The sequence below is a fragment of the Bacteroidota bacterium genome, assembly GCA_018698135.1.
Taxonomy (GTDB): domain Bacteria; phylum Bacteroidota; class Bacteroidia; order CAILMK01; family JAAYUY01; genus JABINZ01.
The window spans coordinates 1-19,891 of the sequence record JABINZ010000248.1 but is presented as its reverse complement, the minus strand read 5'-3'; the positions used below and the strand labels follow the sequence as shown (position 1 = coordinate 19,891).

16 protein-coding genes and 1 pseudogene are annotated in these 19,891 nt (G+C 33.5%); 7 read left to right on the top strand and 10 right to left on the bottom strand.

Annotated elements, in window-relative coordinates; all coding sequences use genetic code 11:
* From HOG71_15420 to HOG71_15405, 4 genes are all read right to left on the bottom strand, one after another.
* A partial coding sequence (locus HOG71_15420; protein MBT5992237.1) for an efflux RND transporter permease subunit occupies positions 1-1,115 on the bottom strand: 1,115 nt, incomplete at its 3' end.
* Between the two features lie 45 nt (positions 1,116-1,160).
* On the bottom strand, positions 1,161-2,675 hold the full coding sequence (locus HOG71_15415) for an efflux RND transporter periplasmic adaptor subunit (protein MBT5992236.1): 1,515 nt from the start codon (positions 2,673-2,675) through the stop codon (positions 1,161-1,163).
* 56 nt (positions 2,676-2,731) lie between these two features.
* Positions 2,732-3,151, bottom strand: coding sequence for a hypothetical protein (locus tag HOG71_15410; protein MBT5992235.1), 420 nt, complete (start codon positions 3,149-3,151; stop codon positions 2,732-2,734).
* A 59-nt stretch (positions 3,152-3,210) separates the two neighbouring features.
* Positions 3,211-3,831, bottom strand: a complete 621-nt coding sequence (locus HOG71_15405; GenBank protein MBT5992234.1) for a methyltransferase domain-containing protein — start codon at positions 3,829-3,831, stop codon at positions 3,211-3,213.
* A 231-nt stretch (positions 3,832-4,062) separates the two neighbouring features.
* Between HOG71_15405 and HOG71_15400 the strand changes: the two genes are divergently transcribed.
* Both HOG71_15400 and HOG71_15395 read left to right on the top strand, forming a co-directional pair.
* The gene (locus HOG71_15400) at positions 4,063-9,270 is read left to right on the top strand and encodes an amino acid permease (protein ID MBT5992233.1); all 5,208 of its coding nucleotides are present in this window, start codon (positions 4,063-4,065) and stop codon (positions 9,268-9,270) included.
* 14 nt (positions 9,271-9,284) lie between these two features.
* Positions 9,285-10,016 carry a mechanosensitive ion channel gene (locus HOG71_15395; protein MBT5992232.1) on the top strand — a complete coding sequence of 244 codons (732 nt, stop codon included), beginning with the start codon at positions 9,285-9,287 and terminating at the stop codon, positions 10,014-10,016.
* A gap of 12 nt (positions 10,017-10,028) precedes the next feature.
* Here HOG71_15395 and HOG71_15390 read toward each other — a convergent pair whose 3' ends face one another.
* The 3 genes from HOG71_15390 to HOG71_15380 all read right to left on the bottom strand — a co-directional run bounded on the left by HOG71_15390 (position 10,029) and on the right by HOG71_15380 (position 13,505).
* Positions 10,029-11,459 carry a PAS domain S-box protein gene (locus HOG71_15390; protein MBT5992231.1) on the bottom strand — a complete coding sequence of 477 codons (1,431 nt, stop codon included), beginning with the start codon at positions 11,457-11,459 and terminating at the stop codon, positions 10,029-10,031.
* 386 nt (positions 11,460-11,845) lie between these two features.
* Positions 11,846-12,697 (bottom strand): hypothetical protein, encoded by an 852-nt coding sequence (locus HOG71_15385; protein MBT5992230.1) that lies wholly within the window; start codon positions 12,695-12,697, stop codon positions 11,846-11,848.
* Positions 12,698-12,854: 157 nt separating this feature from the next.
* Positions 12,855-13,505: a carbonic anhydrase gene (locus HOG71_15380; GenBank protein MBT5992229.1), complete on the bottom strand. Its 651-nt coding sequence runs from the start codon at positions 13,503-13,505 to the stop codon at positions 12,855-12,857.
* Between the two features lie 141 nt (positions 13,506-13,646).
* Here HOG71_15380 and HOG71_15375 point away from each other — a divergent pair, with 141 nt between their 5' ends.
* The 5 genes and pseudogenes from HOG71_15375 to egtD all read left to right on the top strand — a co-directional run bounded on the left by HOG71_15375 (position 13,647) and on the right by egtD (position 17,298).
* Positions 13,647-14,240 carry a sigma-70 family RNA polymerase sigma factor gene (locus HOG71_15375; protein ID MBT5992228.1) on the top strand — a complete coding sequence of 198 codons (594 nt, stop codon included), beginning with the start codon at positions 13,647-13,649 and terminating at the stop codon, positions 14,238-14,240.
* A 161-nt stretch (positions 14,241-14,401) separates the two neighbouring features.
* Positions 14,402-14,566, top strand: a pseudogene (locus HOG71_15370) (zf-HC2 domain-containing protein).
* A 145-nt stretch (positions 14,567-14,711) separates the two neighbouring features.
* Positions 14,712-14,993 (top strand): DUF427 domain-containing protein, encoded by a 282-nt coding sequence (locus tag HOG71_15365; protein ID MBT5992227.1) that lies wholly within the window; start codon positions 14,712-14,714, stop codon positions 14,991-14,993.
* A 5-nt stretch (positions 14,994-14,998) separates the two neighbouring features.
* Positions 14,999-16,288 carry a sulfurtransferase gene (locus HOG71_15360; GenBank protein ID MBT5992226.1) on the top strand — a complete coding sequence of 430 codons (1,290 nt, stop codon included), beginning with the start codon at positions 14,999-15,001 and terminating at the stop codon, positions 16,286-16,288.
* 8 nt (positions 16,289-16,296) lie between these two features.
* Complete coding sequence (egtD, locus tag HOG71_15355) at positions 16,297-17,298, top strand: L-histidine N(alpha)-methyltransferase (GenBank protein MBT5992225.1); 1,002 nt, start codon at positions 16,297-16,299, stop codon at positions 17,296-17,298.
* A 54-nt stretch (positions 17,299-17,352) separates the two neighbouring features.
* Here egtD and HOG71_15350 read toward each other — a convergent pair whose 3' ends face one another.
* The 3 genes from HOG71_15350 to nhaA all read right to left on the bottom strand — a co-directional run.
* On the bottom strand, positions 17,353-18,003 hold the full coding sequence (locus HOG71_15350; GenBank protein ID MBT5992224.1) for a YceI family protein: 651 nt from the start codon (positions 18,001-18,003) through the stop codon (positions 17,353-17,355).
* Between the two features lie 50 nt (positions 18,004-18,053).
* On the bottom strand, positions 18,054-18,500 hold the full coding sequence (locus tag HOG71_15345; protein MBT5992223.1) for a MarR family transcriptional regulator: 447 nt from the start codon (positions 18,498-18,500) through the stop codon (positions 18,054-18,056).
* A 128-nt stretch (positions 18,501-18,628) separates the two neighbouring features.
* Positions 18,629-19,891, bottom strand: a 1,263-nt coding sequence (nhaA, locus tag HOG71_15340; protein ID MBT5992222.1) for a Na+/H+ antiporter NhaA, incomplete at its 5' end; no start/stop codon positions are given.

The following is a 19,891-nucleotide window of genomic DNA, read 5'->3' as shown; positions in this document are numbered from 1 at the left end:
AGTAGAGAAATTGGTATGGTAATCAAGGAAATAACGGTTGTTCTTATATTAAACAAAAACAAGAAAAGCACTATAAATACAAAAACAGAACCTTCTAAAAGCACCTTCATGACATTTCGAACAGCGATTTCCACAAAACCAGCTTGTTCATAAATCGGCTCATGAATATCTACTACACTATACTCTGTGCCTATTTTTGCAAGTTCATCATTTAGTTTTTCAGTAATTTTTACCGTATTAACATCAGGTTGTTTTGTAATAATTACCGCAACTGCAGGATCTCCTGAATAAGAGGCCGTACCAATTTTGGGACTCCCTCCTATTTTAACTTCTGCAACATCAGCAAGGGTAATGGGTTTGCCATCCTTTAATTTAACAACAGTCAAGCCCAATTCATCACTATTTGTTGTTCGTGATAAACCCCTGATGGTATACTTTTTACCAAACTGGTTAATAAAGCCACCTGCTGCATTAATGTTGATGGATTCACTGGCTGAAAGAATTTCATCCAAACTAACTTGGTAGTACAACATCTTAGAAGGATCTGGTAATATTTGATATTCTTTGCTATCTCCTCCATGAACGGTTACTTGTGCAACTCCACCAACTGATAATATTCGTGGACGAATATTCCACTCAGCAAATGATTTCAAATCCATTGAGGATAATGTATCGGAACTAATACTCAATATCATTATTTCGCCCAACAGAGATGCTTGTGGTGCAATAACAGGTTCACCCACACCAATAGGCATTTGCTCTTTGGCTACCATTAATTTTTCGGTAACAGTTTGACGCGCATCATACACATCTACCTTCCAGTTAAATTCTACCCAAACAATGGAGTAACCCATGGCGGATGACGATCGAATTCGCCTGATTCCTGAAGCGCCATTTACAGCTGTTTCAATAGGAAAAGTAACTAGTTTTTCTACTTCTTCCGGAGCCATTCCACTAGCTTCTGTCATTACAACAACTGTAGGGGCATTTAGATCTGGAAAAATATCGATATCAATATCTCGTGCAACATAACCACCAGATAACAGTATCAGCAATGCTGAGAACAAAATTATCAATCGGTTATGGATCGCATATTTTATAATTTTATCTAACATATAATTAGGATCAATTTAAGGTTTGAAAATTTTTCCTGAAGCGGATTAGTGTACATGGGCATGGGCTGGTAAATCTGAAGCCATTGAGGCCAGATATACTCGATAAGCACCAGTTGTCACTATTACTTCTCCCGCTTTTAAACCATCCAAAATTTCCACCATTTGTCCATCTGATGCGCCTATTTTAACATCTCTTTTGCTATATAACTCACCTTCTAACTGAACAATTAATGCATAGTTTCCTTGTGTTTCAATTAAAGCTTCAATTGGTACTATCAGCTTTTTTTCCTGCTTGGGAATTTTCAAATAAACACTGGCAAAGCTTCCTGGTAGTATATTATCCGGATTAGTAAACTCAAAATAAACAGGAACTAAGGTGGTATTTTTCTCAATAGATCGGCCTATGGATAAAAGTTTACCTTCATAATCGACAATATCAAAATACTTTTCAAAATAATTGACTTTAAAATTTGCAGACATATTCTTGCTCAAGGAAGCAATGTACTTTTGCTGAACATCCGCTTTGAGTATTAAAGTATTTGATTTTGTAATCTCCAACATGGGTTGTCCAATCTCAACATACTCACCTTCTTCAACCAGCAGCCGTTTTAAGTAGCCTTTTTGTTTTAAATGAATATGATGACCACCTGGCTTATAATGAGCTTTGAATAAATCCATATCTTTTTTAGTAAGAAAATACTCTTTTTCTATTTCCAGATATTCTTTTTCAGCTATTATCTTATCCGCATAAAGTTTAGATGATCGGTTATAGTCTTTCTCTGCTTTTTCAAATTCAAGTTTAACTTTTGCAAATTTGGTTTCAAAATTATCATGCATAATATCTTCTGAGCCAATAATTAATATATCATCATTTGTATCTAATTCCATACCCGGAAGTAAATTATCCATTTCAAAAATGATTATCCCACTGTGTTTGGCAACAATCAGGTAATCATTTACAGATGTAGCCTGAATTTCTCCAGTAGCTGGAATAACTTCTGAAAATTCAAGCAATCTACTCTTATAGATATTAAAATCTGTTTTCCAGGCTTGTTCTTTTAAAAATGTAATGCCTTCATTTTCTTTCTGATTAACCTCCTGAGTATGATCACAATCACCAGCATGTTGTTCTTTCTCATCGCTTGCAATATCCAAATGAAGCAATAGGGTATCTGTATAGCTTTCAGAATTTATGATAAATTTCAGATGCCCATGACCTGAAGCTTGTGGATGAAGTTTGAAAACAAAAATTCCTGCGCGAGTTGGCTCCGACATCGCTATTTTTGTTTTTTTTGAACCCACTTCCAGGATGATATCCAAGCTTCCATTAATAACAGGCTTGTAATTTTCAAGTTTTGTAAAGTGGGCTAATACCTCAGTAGTTTTACCTTTTTGCAGGGCTACAATTTCCGCAAACATTTCATAATGCAATGAAAACTCTGTGAATGAAATGCTTTCTTCTTCATGTAGATGTTGATCCGATTCTGAATCGATTTTGTTGTTATTGCAGGCAGATAACAATAATACAATTGCTATCAAACTATATTTTATATTTTTCATGAGTTAATATTGTTTAAATGAATAAATTGTTGATGCAGGGCATCATAATCCTACATTTAAACAATAGGAGGTCCTCGATTAAAAAAGAGGAGCGCATTGGGGGGTTTGTATTCACTAGTAAAATCTGAGGGATAAACTAATTCCTGCTCAGAATGTGTATGCTTAATGATGAATGTTTCGAAACAATTGATGTCGACATATTGTTTTTCAACTTTGTAAATATCACTTAAATGGCAATGCTGATCATTATCAGTCTGATGTTTGTGTACATTTAAACCATGATCAGGGATATCACATGTATGTTGGTGGCTTTCAGTTACTGCTGTATGTTTGGTATGATGATGTTCTTCTCCTATTAGCTCGTGCGTTTCAGAAATGCAGCTTTCGTGATGATGATGTGGAACAAGATTGTGTACCAATATGGAAAATACTGGTAAAAATAAAATGTAAGCCGATATTTTTTGTAATCGTTTCATCAACCCTGCAAAGGTATAATAATTAATGTATTGAAGTCATTCATTCCTATAAGCATTATTTATGCTTCTTTTTTTTGCATGACGGCAAATATGTAATTTTGAATCTTTCCTGACGGTGTAGTATGGTCTTCGTTCAAGGTTTCAATTAAGTTAAAATACTTCCCAAAGGTTTTTACAATGCTTTTTTCAGATTGATGATTTACATTTAACCCGCTACATTTTTCAGGTCCATTTTCAGAGAAAGCGCCCAAAATGAAAATGCCTTCGTTCCCCATATGCTGATTAAGCTTTTTTACATAGTTGTCAATTTCGTCTTTATCCCACAAAAAATGAAAAACTGCTCTATCGTGCCATATGCCAAATTTTTTGGCAAGGTCCAAGGCCAAAACATTCGATTCAAAAAATTGAATTCTCTCAACTCCTTTGCTAATTTTCGATTTGCTTCTTTCAATTGCTTCGGATGAAATATCCACAATGGCAAGATCAGTATATCCATTTTGAATCAATAGATTTCCAAGATTTGAATTACCAGCACCAATATCAATGATGGCAGATTTAGGATCAGCATAAATTTGAATCAACTCAAAAGATGTTTTTGGTTTTTCCTGATACCAACCTACATCCTGATCGGTATTTCGGGAATATACTTTATCCCAATGAGATTTGTCATTTTGGCTCATAATAATATTTTGCAAAGGTTAAGACTTTTCAAACTTATTTGTTTCTTATTTAAAATCCAAAGTTTCTATAATTTTCTCAAACATATACTAGTTTTAACCTCCTCTTTTAGATCTATCTTCAATAATTATAATAATACATTCAGTAATTTTTAATTTTTGCCAAAGAGATTAAAATCCTTAAATTACATGCCTGTTATTTATCGAATTAATAATACATATTGATCAGACTATATGAGCAAAGCAACTAAATTCGGAACTTTTGCCGGAGTTTACACTCCATCTGTCCTTACAATTTTAGGAGTAATAATGTACATGAGGCTGGGATGGGTAGTAGGACAGTCTGGTTTGTTAACTGCTTTAGTTATTATTTTACTGGCTCATGTAATATCAATATCAACAGGTTTAAGTATTTCATCAATAGCAACCGATAAAAAGATAAAAACAGGCGGTATCTATTATATTTTATCACGAAGTCTGGGGCTTCCTATGGGAGGAGCCATTGGTATTTCCCTGTTTGTTGGTACTGCTTTAAGTATATCCTTATACCTCATTGGTTTTGCAGAAAGTTTTTTAAGTATTGATGTTATTCGTGAATTTACAGGATTGCAGCAAGACATCAATAGTTTTCGAATTGTTGGTACTGCTGCTATTTTGCTGCTTGTGCTGATAGCTTTTATTAGTACATCTTTAGCCATAAAGGCTCAATTCTATATCTTAGGGGCAATTGCTCTTTCTTTGGTATCCATCATTATTGGTTTGGTCATAAATACAGATTCTGCTCCTGCTGAGCCAATTCTTACACCTTTTAGAGATGGTCTTTCGCCAGAATTAATTTTTGCCATATTTTTTCCAGCGGTCACCGGCTTTACAGCAGGTGTAGCAATGTCAGGAGATTTAAAAGATTCAAAGAAATCTATACCTATGGGAACTTTAGCCTCCATAGGTACAGGCTTGGTAATATATGTTGGATTGGCTATCGGTTTTGCTTTTTTTGTAAAACGAGATATGCTTCTTAACGACTACAATTTTCTGTTAAAAATTGCCTGGTTTTCACCTCTTGTAATTGCTGGAATTTGGGGAGCTACACTTTCTTCAGCATTAGGTGGTATTTTAGGAGGACCTCGCATTTTACAAGCTATTTCATCTGATCGCCTTCTTCCTAAAATCTTTGCTAAAGGTTATGGCAGCAGTAATGAACCTCGAAACGCGCTTATCCTGGTTTTTTTTATTGCCGAAGCAGGTATTTTAATTGGTGAACTGAATGTTATTGCAGGCATTGTAACCATGTTTTATTTAGCCTCATATGGTTTTATAAATTTTGCCTATTTTCTTGAAAGCTGGGCTAGCACCGATTTTAGGCCTTCATTTAAAATCAATCGTTATATTGGCCTCATTGGATTTATAGCTGCTTTTGGCGTTATGTTTAAGCTCGATATGATGTCAATGTTTGCTGCTCTTATAATTATTACATTATTGTACTTTTTTCTAAAAAGAAAACAAATTACTAATGATTTTGGAGATGTGTGGCAAAGTGTTTATTCATCTTTGGTGCGAACTGCATTGCATAAAATGGATATAAGTAACATTGAGCAACGTAATTGGAAACCAAATATCATATTGTTCAGTGGAGGAACTAAAAAACGCCCTCATTTATTGAACTTCGGAAAGAGTATCGTTGGCAAACATGGTGTAATGTCAAACTTTGACCTCATTGAAAACAAAAAAGCCCAAGTGTTGTTTCCAAAATCTAAACAATCTATAACAGAAGGGGAGACAGACAAAGGAATATTTACACGCAAAAAAACTGTAAAAGACATTTATGAAGGTGTTGAATCAATTTCAGCTGTGTATGGATTTTCTGGTTTTGAACCAAATACCATTTTATTAGGATGGGGGCGACAAACCAATAATCCAGAAAGATTTGTAAAAATGCTGAATACGCTTTACGAACTCGATCTTAATGTTTTGCTTCTTGATTATGATAAAAAAATGGGCTTTGGCTCCTTTAAAACTATTGATATATGGTGGAAGGATGTAAGCAATCAGGGAAACCTTGCGCTTACATTGGTAAAGTTCATGTTACAATCCAATGATTGGCACAATGCCACAATCAGATTAATGATCATCAACTCTAAAAACGATCAAAGACAAAGCATTATTAGCAGGGCCGAAAAACTGCTTGATAGTATCCGATTTACTGCAAGTATTAAAGTTATAAATAACCAATTTGAGCAAAAAAGCTTTCACAGTATAATATTGGAAGAATCGCTTAAAACTGATCTGGTAATTTTTGGTATTCCCCTAATAGAGGAAGGAAAAGAAGCCGAATTTGTTGAACAAACCAATAAACTACTACATAAAGCAGGCACTGTTTTAATGATGAGAGCCTCATCTAATTTCAAAAAACACAGTTTAGGGTCAGAAACCAGCAGAATGACCTATTTGGCTGATAAGGTTAATACAAAAGACATTGAATTGGCTCAAGAAACAAACATTGAATTAACAAATATTGAAAGTCTGGATACCGAACTCTTAAAACTTAATAGCCATTTAACACAAATGTTTGAGAGTTTCAATAAGGATTTTATTCTACCAGCATTAAAATTTAATATCAGTAAGGCTATTTTGCTACGCGAAAACTTTAATGATGGATTAGCAACAATTGAATCCCCTGATTTCTGGCAACTCCCTTATGCAAAAAGACAAAAGCAAATTCATTCCATAAAAACAAATCAAATATTCAAATCAGAAAAACTACTCGAAGAACTTCAACAAACAATAAAAGTCGAACAAAAGGAACTACTTGAAAATGGCTTGAATCATTTGCTTGAAGAATTCGATAAACTACCTCAGCAATTCCCACAAAAAATAATGCTCAAAGCAAATGATCTGAATTTGGAGAAGTCCAAATTCGATAATAAAAGCACACGATTAAAGAAAAGTATTAAAAGATCGCTGCACAGTAGAAGAAAAATTGAAGAAGGAGTTAGTTATCCGCTTCATTTCAGAGAAGCAATAAAACGAATGTTCACTCAGCAGGGGTTGGAAAACATACAGTCGTCCCTTAATAAAATGGGCAATATCAATTTAAGTTATATCATTGAACTCCAAAAGTTGAACTCGATAATAAATAATTTTTTCGATGCCATCAATAACCCAAAATCAAGTATCGAATTAATTAATTCTTCTAAATCAGGAGTAAAAAACTATTTCGACAAACTTGATAAATTAATTGCCAGCGCTCAAAATAAGTTGGTGATTGAACTATTCAATGATGTTTCAGAGAAAGTTAATGTAGTTGGACAGTATGCCACCTCCTTAAATATACCAGAGAAAAGCAAAAAATCGAAATATGGTTCAGTAAAAACAACCCGAAAAAAAATACTTGCGTCCCCAACACAATGGACAAATAATCGTTTCTTTATGTATAACGGGGCAATACTTGAGTTGAAGCTTATGGTTATCCGTAACAGGCTAACAAATTTACTGCAAAGGTCTGTTGATGAAATTAAACAATACACCGAAAACCATATTGTTAAAAAACAGGCGCATGTATTAAAACAACTTTCCAAATTTGTAAAAGATGTTCAAACAGATTCAACTATCGACTTTACACTCAAAGAAGAAGATTTGGGTTTTATCGATAAGGAAGAATTTCAGTTGGTATTGAATAAAATAACAGATAATACCTACAAAAATGCCAAAGCAATTGTTGGAAGGTTGCCCGAAAGTACCGAAATTATTACCACGGAATCCTTAAAGGAAGCTGCTAATATTATGGATGAGGAGCTTCGTACTGTGAGTATGGCAACCTATCAGTTGGTTGATTTTTATGTACAGCAAAACCTAATTGAACCATTGCTTCGAAATACAAAAAACCTACCCGATAAAATGCAAGTATCAAACAATAAAATAAAAGATGTATTACGATTGGTGAGTATGGGTAGCTTGGGTTCAAATTCTTTACAGGAGTATGACCCCTTTTTGGAACAAGGAGGTGAAAGTTTTTCTGATAATGAAAGCTTCTTAATTTTCGCCAAAGAGCAGCTTAAAATTATTAAAAATGAAAGCAATACGATGGAAAACGAATTGCTAGAGGTTCAAAACCATCTTAACAATCAACTTAAAATTGCAGCTGAAGATCTTTCTATATATCAACTACTCAGCAATCCTGAAAAGTATAAATCATACCTGAGCAAAAAAGATAAGATTGCACGATCGTCATATATTAAATCCCAAAGTATAAAATTATCAAAATCGTGGCAAGTTCTTAAAGCAAATTTATGGTACAGGCAAAGTGATGCCCTCATTTTTGCAAGAAAACTAAGCAAGCAGAACATTGAGGCAAGCTCCTTAACCGATTCCCTCCTATCATTGAAAGATCAAATTGCACCCAAAGAAAATGTGCTAAATAAAATTCCATTTTACTACAAACAATTGTTTTTACAAAAACAGAATTATCAGCGAGAATTTTGGTATAATCGGACCAAGGAACTGAATGATATTGATAAAGCAGTTTCAAGATATAATAAAGTATATTCAGGAGCAATACTTATAAGAGGAGTTAGAAAATCAGGGAAAACATTTTTGACAAACTATATAGCAAATTCCAGCTTAAAAGGCAAAAGTATTTTTCACATCAACCCACCAATAACGGGATCTACAGACTCAAAAGTATTTCATGCCGCACTTGAACAAGCCACAATGATTCAAGGCTCATACAACGACATTTTTGGCAGAATATCCGCTCAATCTGTTATTATAATTGACGACCTTGAGCTTTGGTGGGAGAAAACTGATAATGGAACTGCAGTTATACAAACAATAAGAAAACTCATACAACAATACAGTAATAAATGTTTGTTCATACTCAGTACAAATGGCAAAAGTTATCATGTAATTAATCAGCTTGTTGACTTTGACAGTTGCTTTTTGTCTATAGTAGATCTTGAAGCATTTAATGCCATTAATTTACAGCAATCAATCATGTTCCGGCACAATTCAAGTGGTTTAGATATAGCCATGGCGAATGCCCCAAATACTAAGTTGAACAATACAAAACTGGCCAGACTTTTTGCACGTTATTTCAACTATTCGAATGGAAATATTGGTATCGCACTTTTGGCCTGGATTGCAAATATTGTAGATGTGAAAGAAAACAAGATTTTAATTAAAACACCCCTTTCACCTGATTCATTTGCCTTGAATAATCTGAATGCACAACAAAAAGTTTATTTAACCTTAATGGTGTTGCATAACCGTGTTTCAATCGAGAAACTTGTTCGATTGACTCATGATAGCAAGGACAAAGTGGATGAAGACATTTTATTCCTGAAAAGATCGGGTCTTGTAAAAGAGTACACTGGTCATGTTTATGAAATTGATCCCTATCTTCATCCTTTTATTAACAAGGTGCTTTTTGAAAAAGAATTAAGATAAATAAATATAGATTTATGGAAATTACTGAACTCCAGTTTTCGAACCTTTTTCTTCGCATTCTCCTGTGGGGAAGTATTTTGTTTGTTGCTTTTAGGGGGCTTAGGTTTATTTTTAAATATTTATTCAAGACCAAAAACAAACAGCACATAGACGCCACCCTCCTTATCACCGAAACGATAACCTGGATAGTATTTTTTTCAGGCTTTGTTTGGTCAATAAAAGAAGCAGGCAATATATTTATTTATATTGTTCTTGCAATCGTTCTGATTTTATTGTTTTGGTTGTCTCGTTATTGGATTAAAGACACCATAGCAGGAGTAATTTTCAGAAGTTCATCCAGATTTACAGAAGGAGATATGATTCAGTCGGAAAACTATTCGGGTATAATCAAAAAATTCAGGAGCTTTACAATTGAACTGGAAAACAAAGAAGGAAAAACTATTTTCCTGCCCTATGGAAAGTTACTTGAATCGGCACAAATAAAATCGGAAAGCATTTCAAAGCAAAGTGGATATACTTTTTTATTAAATTGTGCAGACAAAGTGGAGTCATCTGAAATTATTGCTAAGATAAAAAACAGTATACTGAATTTACCCTGGTCTTCAGCCATTAAAAAACCTGTAGTTCAGCTTATAAAACATACAGACAATAACTTAGAAATTGAAGTAACTGTCTATGCTATCGACAAAACCCAGCAAAGCAAGATAGAAAAATATATAAAAGAGAAGTTTGAAACTAAAAAGTAGTCAAAATCATTTCTACAAGCCTGCTTCAAGTTCTTTCACCTTATCCCTCAATTCTTTTATTCTGAATTCTCGGTTAACAAAAAGCTCATTAAACCTTTCCAGATCAGCATTCTTATCTTCAAGCTCTTTTGTGCGATCTCTAACCATTTCTTCAAGATGATCTCGGTATCGGATAATCTCTTCTTCAGATTTCTTTCGTTTAGATATATCCAAAATAAAAGCAACTCCACTATTTTCCATGCTGGTTAATGTAGCAGCTCCGATAATAATTGGTATTCGATGACCATCTTTGTGATAATACTCTTTTTCAAAAGGAGTAACAAATCCTTTTTCTGAGAGCTCAATTAACATTTCTTTATCATATTGAGCATATTCTGGTGGTGTCATATCCTTCCATCGGATCTCTTTATTCAATAGCTCTTTCTTTGTATAACCCATCAAACCTAAAAATAGTTCATTGGCATCTGAAATTTCACCTTCTGCATTCCAAAATATTACACCAACGATATTCGATTCAAAAATGCTCCTGAATTTTTCTTCACTCTGCTTCAATAATTGTTCAGCTTCATTTCGCTCTGTAACATCCTGATGAACGATGACAATATTTGTAACATTGTTTTGATTATCCTTTATAGGGTAGATACGAGTGTTTAACCACCTAACTCTACCAAATCCTTTAGATTCTGTTTCGCCTGTTGGATTAAATTCATACTCAGGAACTTCAACAGCCTCTCCTGCATATGCTCTTTTAACATATTTCATAAGGCCTGTATCTTCAACTTCTTTACTCAACAAAACATTGAATTTATTCACAGTTGTTTCAGCAGGAAACTCCCAAAGGTCTTCATAAGCCTTATTTACTTCTATTTGTAAGCCATTAATATCATATAGTTCCACAACAAATGGTGATTGTTGCATCAGAGATTTTGATTTTTTCTCACTGATTTCTAATGCTTCTTGTGTTTTCTTTCTTATCGTAATATCCTCTGAAGTACTGACTAAAATATAGCCTTTTTCAGTTTTAACCGGATTAATAATGCCTTGAATAACTATATTTTGTCCATTTGGTTTAGTATACTCTCTTTCAAGTGCTTTTCTAGCTAATACAGATTCGCCAGTTTTAAGGAATTCCTTTATTGACTTTTCATATTGGATTAATCGTTCATTAGTTCTAAGACGAACAGGTTCCATTTGTAACTGAATTTCCCAAATATACTTTCCAATAACATCACTGGCTAATATTCCAGTTATGATTTCAAGTTGAATATTCCACTCAATAATAATACCTTGTTCATTCGCTATTGAAATCCCTTCAACTGAATTTTGAATAACACTTTTTGATAGTACATTTTGTTCATAATTGCTATTAACATGAAGTGATTCCTCGAGTAAATTGATTTTGTCAATTAGTTGTTTTTTTGAATAATTAGTATAATCTGTCATTACATTGAAATTCAATTATAAAAAAAATCGAAAAAATTAGATTATTGTTTGATTATTTGCTGTACAATAATATGCAAAAAATTACATCCATATTTCAGATCATCCTAATAATAACATGCTGATAATTACAAAAGAAAAGTTTAATGGTAATTTGGAATTTCCTCATTTCTGTTCTAACACTATGTGATTCCCCTAATTATTGAATTATTCCTAAACGAATCAGGAAATCATAATTATTAAAAATTCAAGATTATAACCTTAGGAGTATGGGGGATTAATTTCCGATTTAATAAGATTATAGTTTTTAGTAACTCATTGCCTAGACTTGGATTGTGCCTCTTTGAACAATATGGATAGTTGTCGATTTAAAGATTTTACTGTGCCTTTTAGATGATCTTTTGATGCTCTTCGAGTTCTTTCACCTTATCCCGTAACTCTTTTATCCGAAACTCCCGACCAACAAATAATCTATTAAGCCTTTCCAGTTCATCATTAACTATTTTTAAATCACTGTTAGACTTCACAAGTGCCTCATTATTTGTTTTTATTTCATTTGTCCTTTCTAACACCTTGCTTTCTAATTCATTTTTCAAATTATTAAGTTCTTCATTTGTTTTACTCAATTCAATGGCTTTTAATTCAGAATATTTAAACGAATTAACTAATTTTCGTTGAATTCTGTATATAGATACATTGAGCACAAGAGCTAACATAATAAAGGTTACTGTCATGTTAAGCCAGGAAATATAGTTTTTGTAACTAGTCAAAATTACAGTCTGAACGTCCAAATTTTCGTTTACGAAAAGTAATGCAGCAAGAAATATAGAGAGTACAGATAAAAACACCACTAAAATTCCTTCTTTTATACCCAGTAGCAATGTAGTATAAACTGAAATGGCAATAAAAATTAGCAGTGAAGCGCCAAAAAACCCTTCATTTTTCATAACATACACACCTATTAAATAAGCACTTCCGATGATTAGACTGGAAATGGTATTTATTTCAAGTTTTGATTTAAAGATAAAGGCAACTAAGATGGGAGAAAACAATACTAAAAATAAAAAACTGGAAATCTTAAATCCATACTGCATATATTCAAAGATGGATAAAACAACTGAAATCATACCAATGCCTGCAGTAATGTATAATATTAAATTCAGCGTTTTTTTCTTGTCTTCTTCTGCGGATAGAGTTGAGAGTTTTGTTGGGTCAAACTCATTAAATACAAATCGTAGCATAGGTGTGTTTTATCTGGCAAATTAATCTACCAATATATCATTTCCGATTGATAGAAAGAATTGCTAAAGTTAGGTTTACATCAAACTTACAACATTTGATCAACCCTTTGCAAATAAATATATTTCATGCAAAATGCACAAATGTAAATAGGTTCGTTTAACTATTTTCCTCTTGAATGCCCAGATTATAAATCTCCTGTATACCCTTTAGCTTATCAGTAAAGTTAATCTTCAAATCGATTAACTCGCCTGTCCTAACGTCAAATACCCATCCATGTACAATTGGATAACCTGAGTTTATGTATCCCCTTTGTACAACAGCTGTTTTAATAACATTCAAGCACTGCTCTTCCACATTGAGCTCAACAAGGCGATTGTATTTTTGTTCTTCATCAGAAATTAAATTCAATTCATCTTTATGTAAACGATATACATCTCGGATGTTTCGAAGCCAGGGGTTTAAAATACCAAAATCTTTAGCTTGCATGGCAGCCTTAACTCCTCCACAATAATAATGACCACAGACAATGATGTGCTTTACATTTAGTTGAAGAACACCATAATTTATTACACTCATCACATTGAGATCGGTATTGCTAATTATATTGGCAATGTTTCGATGAACAAACACATCTCCTGCCTGCATACCCATTAAATCTTCTGCAGTCACACGGCTGTCGCTACAACCGATATATAAATAATCAGGATCCTGCCCTTTTGATAAATTTTCAAAAAAATCTTTATTAGTAGCTATCTTCTCAGCCACCCATTTTTTATTATTCTCAAATATCTGCTCGTAAGTAGGCATTTTAATAGATTAGTTAGGCAAATAAACAATTTTAAAAATACGGAATTATTAGAAACAATACTGGTTCATGCAAATCAGTACGGAAATATTTTTTTGTAAATTTGTTAAACGACTGTTTTATGCAATGTCGAACACACTTAAATGAATATGTCTTCCTTAAATACATTAAGTCCAAATACATGGGTAGAAAATCATGGTGATTTTCTATTTAACTATGCTAGTGGACGTATTTACAATCAGGAAACTGCCGAAGATATTGTTCAGGAAACTTTTCTTTCAGCTTATAAAGCAAGAAATAACTTCAAAGGTAAAAGCAGCGAGCGCACTTGGCTTGTATCCATTCTTAAAAATAAAATCATAGATTTTTATCGTAAAAAAGCAAATAATCCTGAATTATCGGATTACGATTTTGAATTGGAAACAGATCAAGATGATTCTCCTTTTATTTCTGAAGGTGCTTTTAAAGGACATTGGAAAGATGGCCAAGGCCCTGGGAATTGGCATTTATCCGCACTCAGCAAAATGGAGTCTGAAGAATTTTATGCTGTTCTTCATTTGTGTTTATCGCTACTGCCTGTTAAATGGTCTTCGGCTTTTAGTTTAAAATTTTTGGAAGATTTAGAAAGTGAAAAAGTTTGTAAGCATTTAAATATTAGTGCGTCTAATTTATGGGTGATCATGCACAGAGCCCGTTTGCAATTAAGAGTCTGCATGGATAAAAATTGGGAAGATTAAAAATATGAAACGAGCATGAGTAAAAGTCTACACACACACTTGTGTGCCGAAACACTTCGGTGTGCTGGCACAAGGAAATGACTCTATGCAAGTTCCATATGACCTTTTAAAACAATTATAGACATATGAAACAGAAAATACTTGGAATGATGGCTAGAATGATGTTGAGTTGCCATGGTGCAACAAAACTAATTTCTAAAAAGCAGGATTCCAAGCTAAGTATGAAAGAAAAGTTTAATTTGAAATTACATTTAATGACCTGCTATTTGTGCAGGAGATACGAAAAGCAAATTGAATTGATTTCTCAAAAACTTGAACTTTATAAGTATATTGAAAAAGACCAAACTAACTCGTCTCATTTTCATTTCACACTAAGCAATTTGAAAAAGAATGAAATCAGTAATAAAATTACTGAAGAAATTGAGAAATAGTGTGCGATATATTTTAAGCCAACCTAACAAAATAATTTTAATGAAAGCAATATGGAATGGCAAAATACTTGCCCAAAGCAATGATACTGTTGTGGTTGAGAACAATCACTATTTCCCAGTAAAGTCAGTTAATCAGGAATATTTTAAACAAAGTGATACACATACTGTTTGCCCTTGGAAAGGAACAGCTTCCTATTACAGCATTGAAGTTGATCATAAAGTGAACACAGATGCAGCCTGGTATTATCCAAATCCATTTAACAAGGCAATAGAAATCAAAAACCATGTTGCTTTTTGGAAAGGAGTTGAAATTACAAATTAAGAAATATGAGTTCTAAAATAAATGAAGTAAACACAGAAGAATTATTTAGCAAAATTGATCAGAAGGAATATCGAATTATTGATGTAAGATCAGTTGATGCATACAATGGCTGGTGTTTGGAAAATGAAGAAAGAGGTGGACATATTAAAGGAGCGAAAAGTCTGTCAATAAAATGGACTAAATATTTCGATTGGATTGAAATAGTCAGAGCCAAAGGAATACTTCCTGAACATAAAATAATTCTTTATGGTTATACAGCTGAAGAATCCCAAAAGGTGGCCACTTTGTTTCAGCATGCGAAATACCCTGACATAAGTATCTATAATCAATTTGTTCATGAATGGTGTGCCAATACTGATTTACCCATGGATAAATTAAAAAAATACAAACAACTGGTTTATCCTGAATGGGTTAAATCACTAAGTGAAGGGAAAAAACCATTAAATTTTAAAAACAATGACTTTGTCATTTGTCATGCACATTATCGCAATCATGACGATTATATGAAAGGTCATATTCCCGGTGCCATTTCTCTGGACACATTAGCGCTGGAGTCGCCAGAAACATGGAACAGAAGATCACCTGAGGAATTGAAATCAGCATTAGAAAAGCATGGGATAAATGCTGACACAACAGTTGTGTTATACGGACGCTTTTCTTATCCCAAAAATGAAGATCCGTTCCCAGGCAGTAGTGCCGGACATCTAGGTGCAATCAGGTGTGCATTTATTATGATGTATGCTGGTGTAAAGGATGTCCGAGTATTAAATGGAGGATTACAATCGTGGGAAGATAAAGGTTATGCCATTACTACAGAAATTACTTTACCAAAAGCAAAAAGTGATTTTGGAATCACCATTCCTGCAAAACCAGAACTTGCAGTGGATGTTCCTGAAGCAAAAGAATTAATTGCATCCAGTGATGGAGATATTGTTTGTGTAAGGAGCTGGCCTGAATATATTGGAGAAGTAAGTGGTTATAATTATATCGAGAAAAAAGGGAGAATACCGGGAACTGTTTTTGGCAATTGTGGGTCGGATGCTTACCATATGGAAAACTACCGAAATCTCGATCACACCATGAGAGAGTTTCATGAAATAGAAGAAATTTGGAATGAAGTAAATATTAAGCCTGACAAGCATTTGGCTTTTTATTGTGGAACAGGTTGGCGAGGTAGTGAAGCCTTTTATAATGCTTGGCTCATGGGCTGGCCGAGAGTTTCTGTTTTTGACGGTGGTTGGTTTGAATGGAGTAACGACCCAAATAATCCATATGAAACAGGGGAACCCAAATAGCTCGAATGATGAATTTTAGTGAAGAAAAAACAATAACATCTAACACGATAACGATAAGCAATTTCCTGCCTCAAATAGGTTTGGAAGACATCCGTAAAGAAATCTTAACAGGATTACAGGCTGATCAAAAATATATTTCAAGCAAGTTTTTTTATGATGAGAAAGGTTCATCGCTTTTTGAAGAAATAACAAAACTAGAGGAGTATTATCCTACGCGAACAGAGAAATCTATTCTAAAAAATATTGATTCTAGTGTATTTAAGGAGTATTCAAACAAATCTATTATTGAACTCGGAAGTGGAGATTGTTCCAAGATTTCATTATTTCTAAGTCGTATTGCTGAGGCCAAATTAGAGAACATCACATATTATCCTGTAGATGTTAGCCAAAGTGCAATTGAAGAATCTGTGAAATGCTTGCTAAAACAATATCCTATGCTAAAAGTAAATGGACTTGTAGCTGATTTTATGCATCAATTGGATTTTCTTCCAGAAGGAGGTGAAAGGATATTTTGTTTTTTTGGAAGCACCTTGGGTAATTTTACACGAGAACAGTCAATACAATTTTTACAGTCACTTTATAACTTCATGAGAGTAGGTGATGAATTATTTTTGGGTTTAGATATGGTAAAGGATATACATATTCTAGAGGCTGCTTATAACGACAACAAAGAGGTAACAGCAGCTTTTAACCTAAACATATTAAATGCAGTAAATCAACTAATTGAATCAGACATTAACATTGATGACTTTGAACATATTGCTTTTTACAATAAGGACAAAGAACGTATTGAAATGCATTTAAAAGCCTTGAATGATATGGAAATCAAGAGCCCTTTTTCAGATCAAACGATTGGTTTGAAAAAAGAAGAAATGATCCATACTGAGAACTCACATAAGTTTTCAAAAACATACATAAATCACTTGGCCGAAAAAACCGAACTTGAAGTAAGCAATATTTTTACCGATGAAAAGGGATGGTTTTCGCTGGTACATTTATTAAAAAAATAAAAAAAGGGATGATAAATTAATACCATCCCTTCAATTAAAATTTAATGCTGTTGTTTATTTAGCTTCAACAACTATTGATAGCTTAATGTCATCTGAAAGTACCATATCACTCATGGTATGCTTGTAAGAAACATTGTACACCTGACGGTCAAATACCAGATTTCCTGAGGCACTAATTGTTCCTTCATTTTCTGTTATAACCACATCAGTCAAAGTTTCTTCGTTTGTTACTCCTTTGATTGTTAAATCACCAACAATATTACTGCCTTCATGTGATTTCACAACAAAAGATGCAGTTGGGTAAGTAGCTACAGAAAAGAAATCATCATTTGATAAATGACCAATAAGATCTTCTCTGGAAGCCATTTTGTAAAGTGCATCAGCATCTGTGGTAATCATAGTAGTCATATCAACTGTAAATGAACCAGCAGTTACTTTTCCATCCGCCAAGGAAAGTTCACCTTCTGAAAATAAAAGATCTCCTTCATGTGAGTATACACCAATCATATTTCCACTCCAACTTGCTTTCGAATTTTCAAGACTAATTGCATAGGAAATAGCTTCAACTGCTGTTGCATGATCATGACCTTCGTGACTTGTACCATCTTCATGATTGTGAGTTGCTTCGTCTGTTTTATTGTTGCAAGATGCCACTACAAATGCAATAGCTATAGCAAGTACAAATGTTAAATGTTTTGTTTTCATAGTATTAAAATTGTTTAGTTATTGTTACTTATTTAGGTTTTCTTTTATATTTACTTTCTTATTTCCTTGAGTTTATTCGATATCCACAGAGCTTCTTCTTGTGTTACTTTATCAGCATAATAATTTTCCAGAATTGCTGATAATCCAGGATTAATTTCATTCAATAAGTCAAGACCCTCTTTTGTAATTTCAACATCAATTCGCCTGCGATTTTCTGAACAAATATTTCTGACTACTAAATTTTTAGTGACCAATCTATCCATCAGGCGCGTCATATCAGAATTGGAAAACAATATTCCTTCTTTAACTTTTCCGACTGACTGTGGCTCAGGATGTGAGGCTTCTAAAACCTTTAAAATATTAAACTGAACATGGGTTATTCCATAGTTTTTTAGCAAAGCAGAAATTTTTGTATCCAACCAACTGGCAGTGTGTAATATATGAACCACCATTTTGCGGTGATTGTCACTATATTTTCCATATCCACTCATATTCATTTAAAACAATATTTGTTTACAACAACAAATGTAGTTAACAAATTTTGAATATGCCTACTTTATTTTGAATAATTCTAAATAGCGAGAATAGACTCGCTTAAATAAAGAGGATAAGCTTCACTAAAAGCCTATGCTTTAGCCTTAATTGAGTTTAAAATTACAAATCCAATTAGTCCTGAAAGTACAGATGCCACAATTATTGATGCTTTTGCAATAGCAATATACTCTTCATTTTCAAAAGCCAAATCGGTTATAAACAAGGACATGGTAAATCCAATACCAGCGAAAAAGCCAATTCCAGCTATATGTTTCCATGTTAATCCTTCAGGTAATTCTGCTATTTTAAGTCTGACAGCAAGCTTGCTAAATAAAAATACCCCGGAAAATTTTCCTATGATTAAACCTAGTGCAATGCCCAAACTAACAGGGTGAATTAACATTTGTAGAAAGTCCGATTCTATTTCTATTCCGGCATTTGCAATTGCAAATATGGGCAGTATTAAAAATGCTACTAAAGGAGAAATTGCATGCTCTAATTTCTGCAATGGGGTTTCAACATCATAACTTACTTGCTTTATCTCCTCAATAATGTGTTGCTGTTCATTTGTTGCAAGTCTGCTATCATTGTCCGTTGAAATGCGGAATCTGTCCGTAAGTTGACATAATACATTGACAAAAGTATTTTTATCGATTTTACTTCGGGCAGGAATTGTAAATGCGGCCAAAACACCAGCAATAGTTGCATGAACTCCTGAAAGCATAAATGCTAACCAAAGTCCTCCGATACCCACTATTGCATAAACAGTTGTTTTACGTCCACCAAATATATTATACAGTGCCAGAAAAGTTAGAATTACCGCACCCACTAAAAGATTACTGAATGAAATTTCTGATGTATAAAAGAAAGCGATGACCAAAACAGCTCCAAGGTCATCCACAATTGCCAAAGCAGTTAAAAATATCTTTAGGGCAATAGGAACTTTTTTTCCTAAAAGTGATAAAACTCCTAATGAAAATGCAATATCAGTTGCCATTGGTACTCCCCAACCTTCAGGAGCTCCAGAATTTCGATTGATTATTGCATAAATAACAGCAGGCAATATCATTCCTCCAATAGCAGCCGCTATAGGTAAAGCCGCTTTTCTTGGAGATGACAAATCTCCACTGATCATTTCCCGCTTAATTTCCAACCCAATCATGAAGAAAAATACAGCCATAAGCCCATCATTAATAAAGTGCAACAGACTTTGTTTAAATGTGGCTGATCCAAATTGAAGAACAATATACTTATGAAAAATAGCATGATAACTCTCTCTAAATGTAGAGTTTGCCCAAATGATGGCAATGATTACAGATACAAATAATACAATACCCGATGCTGACTTATAAGT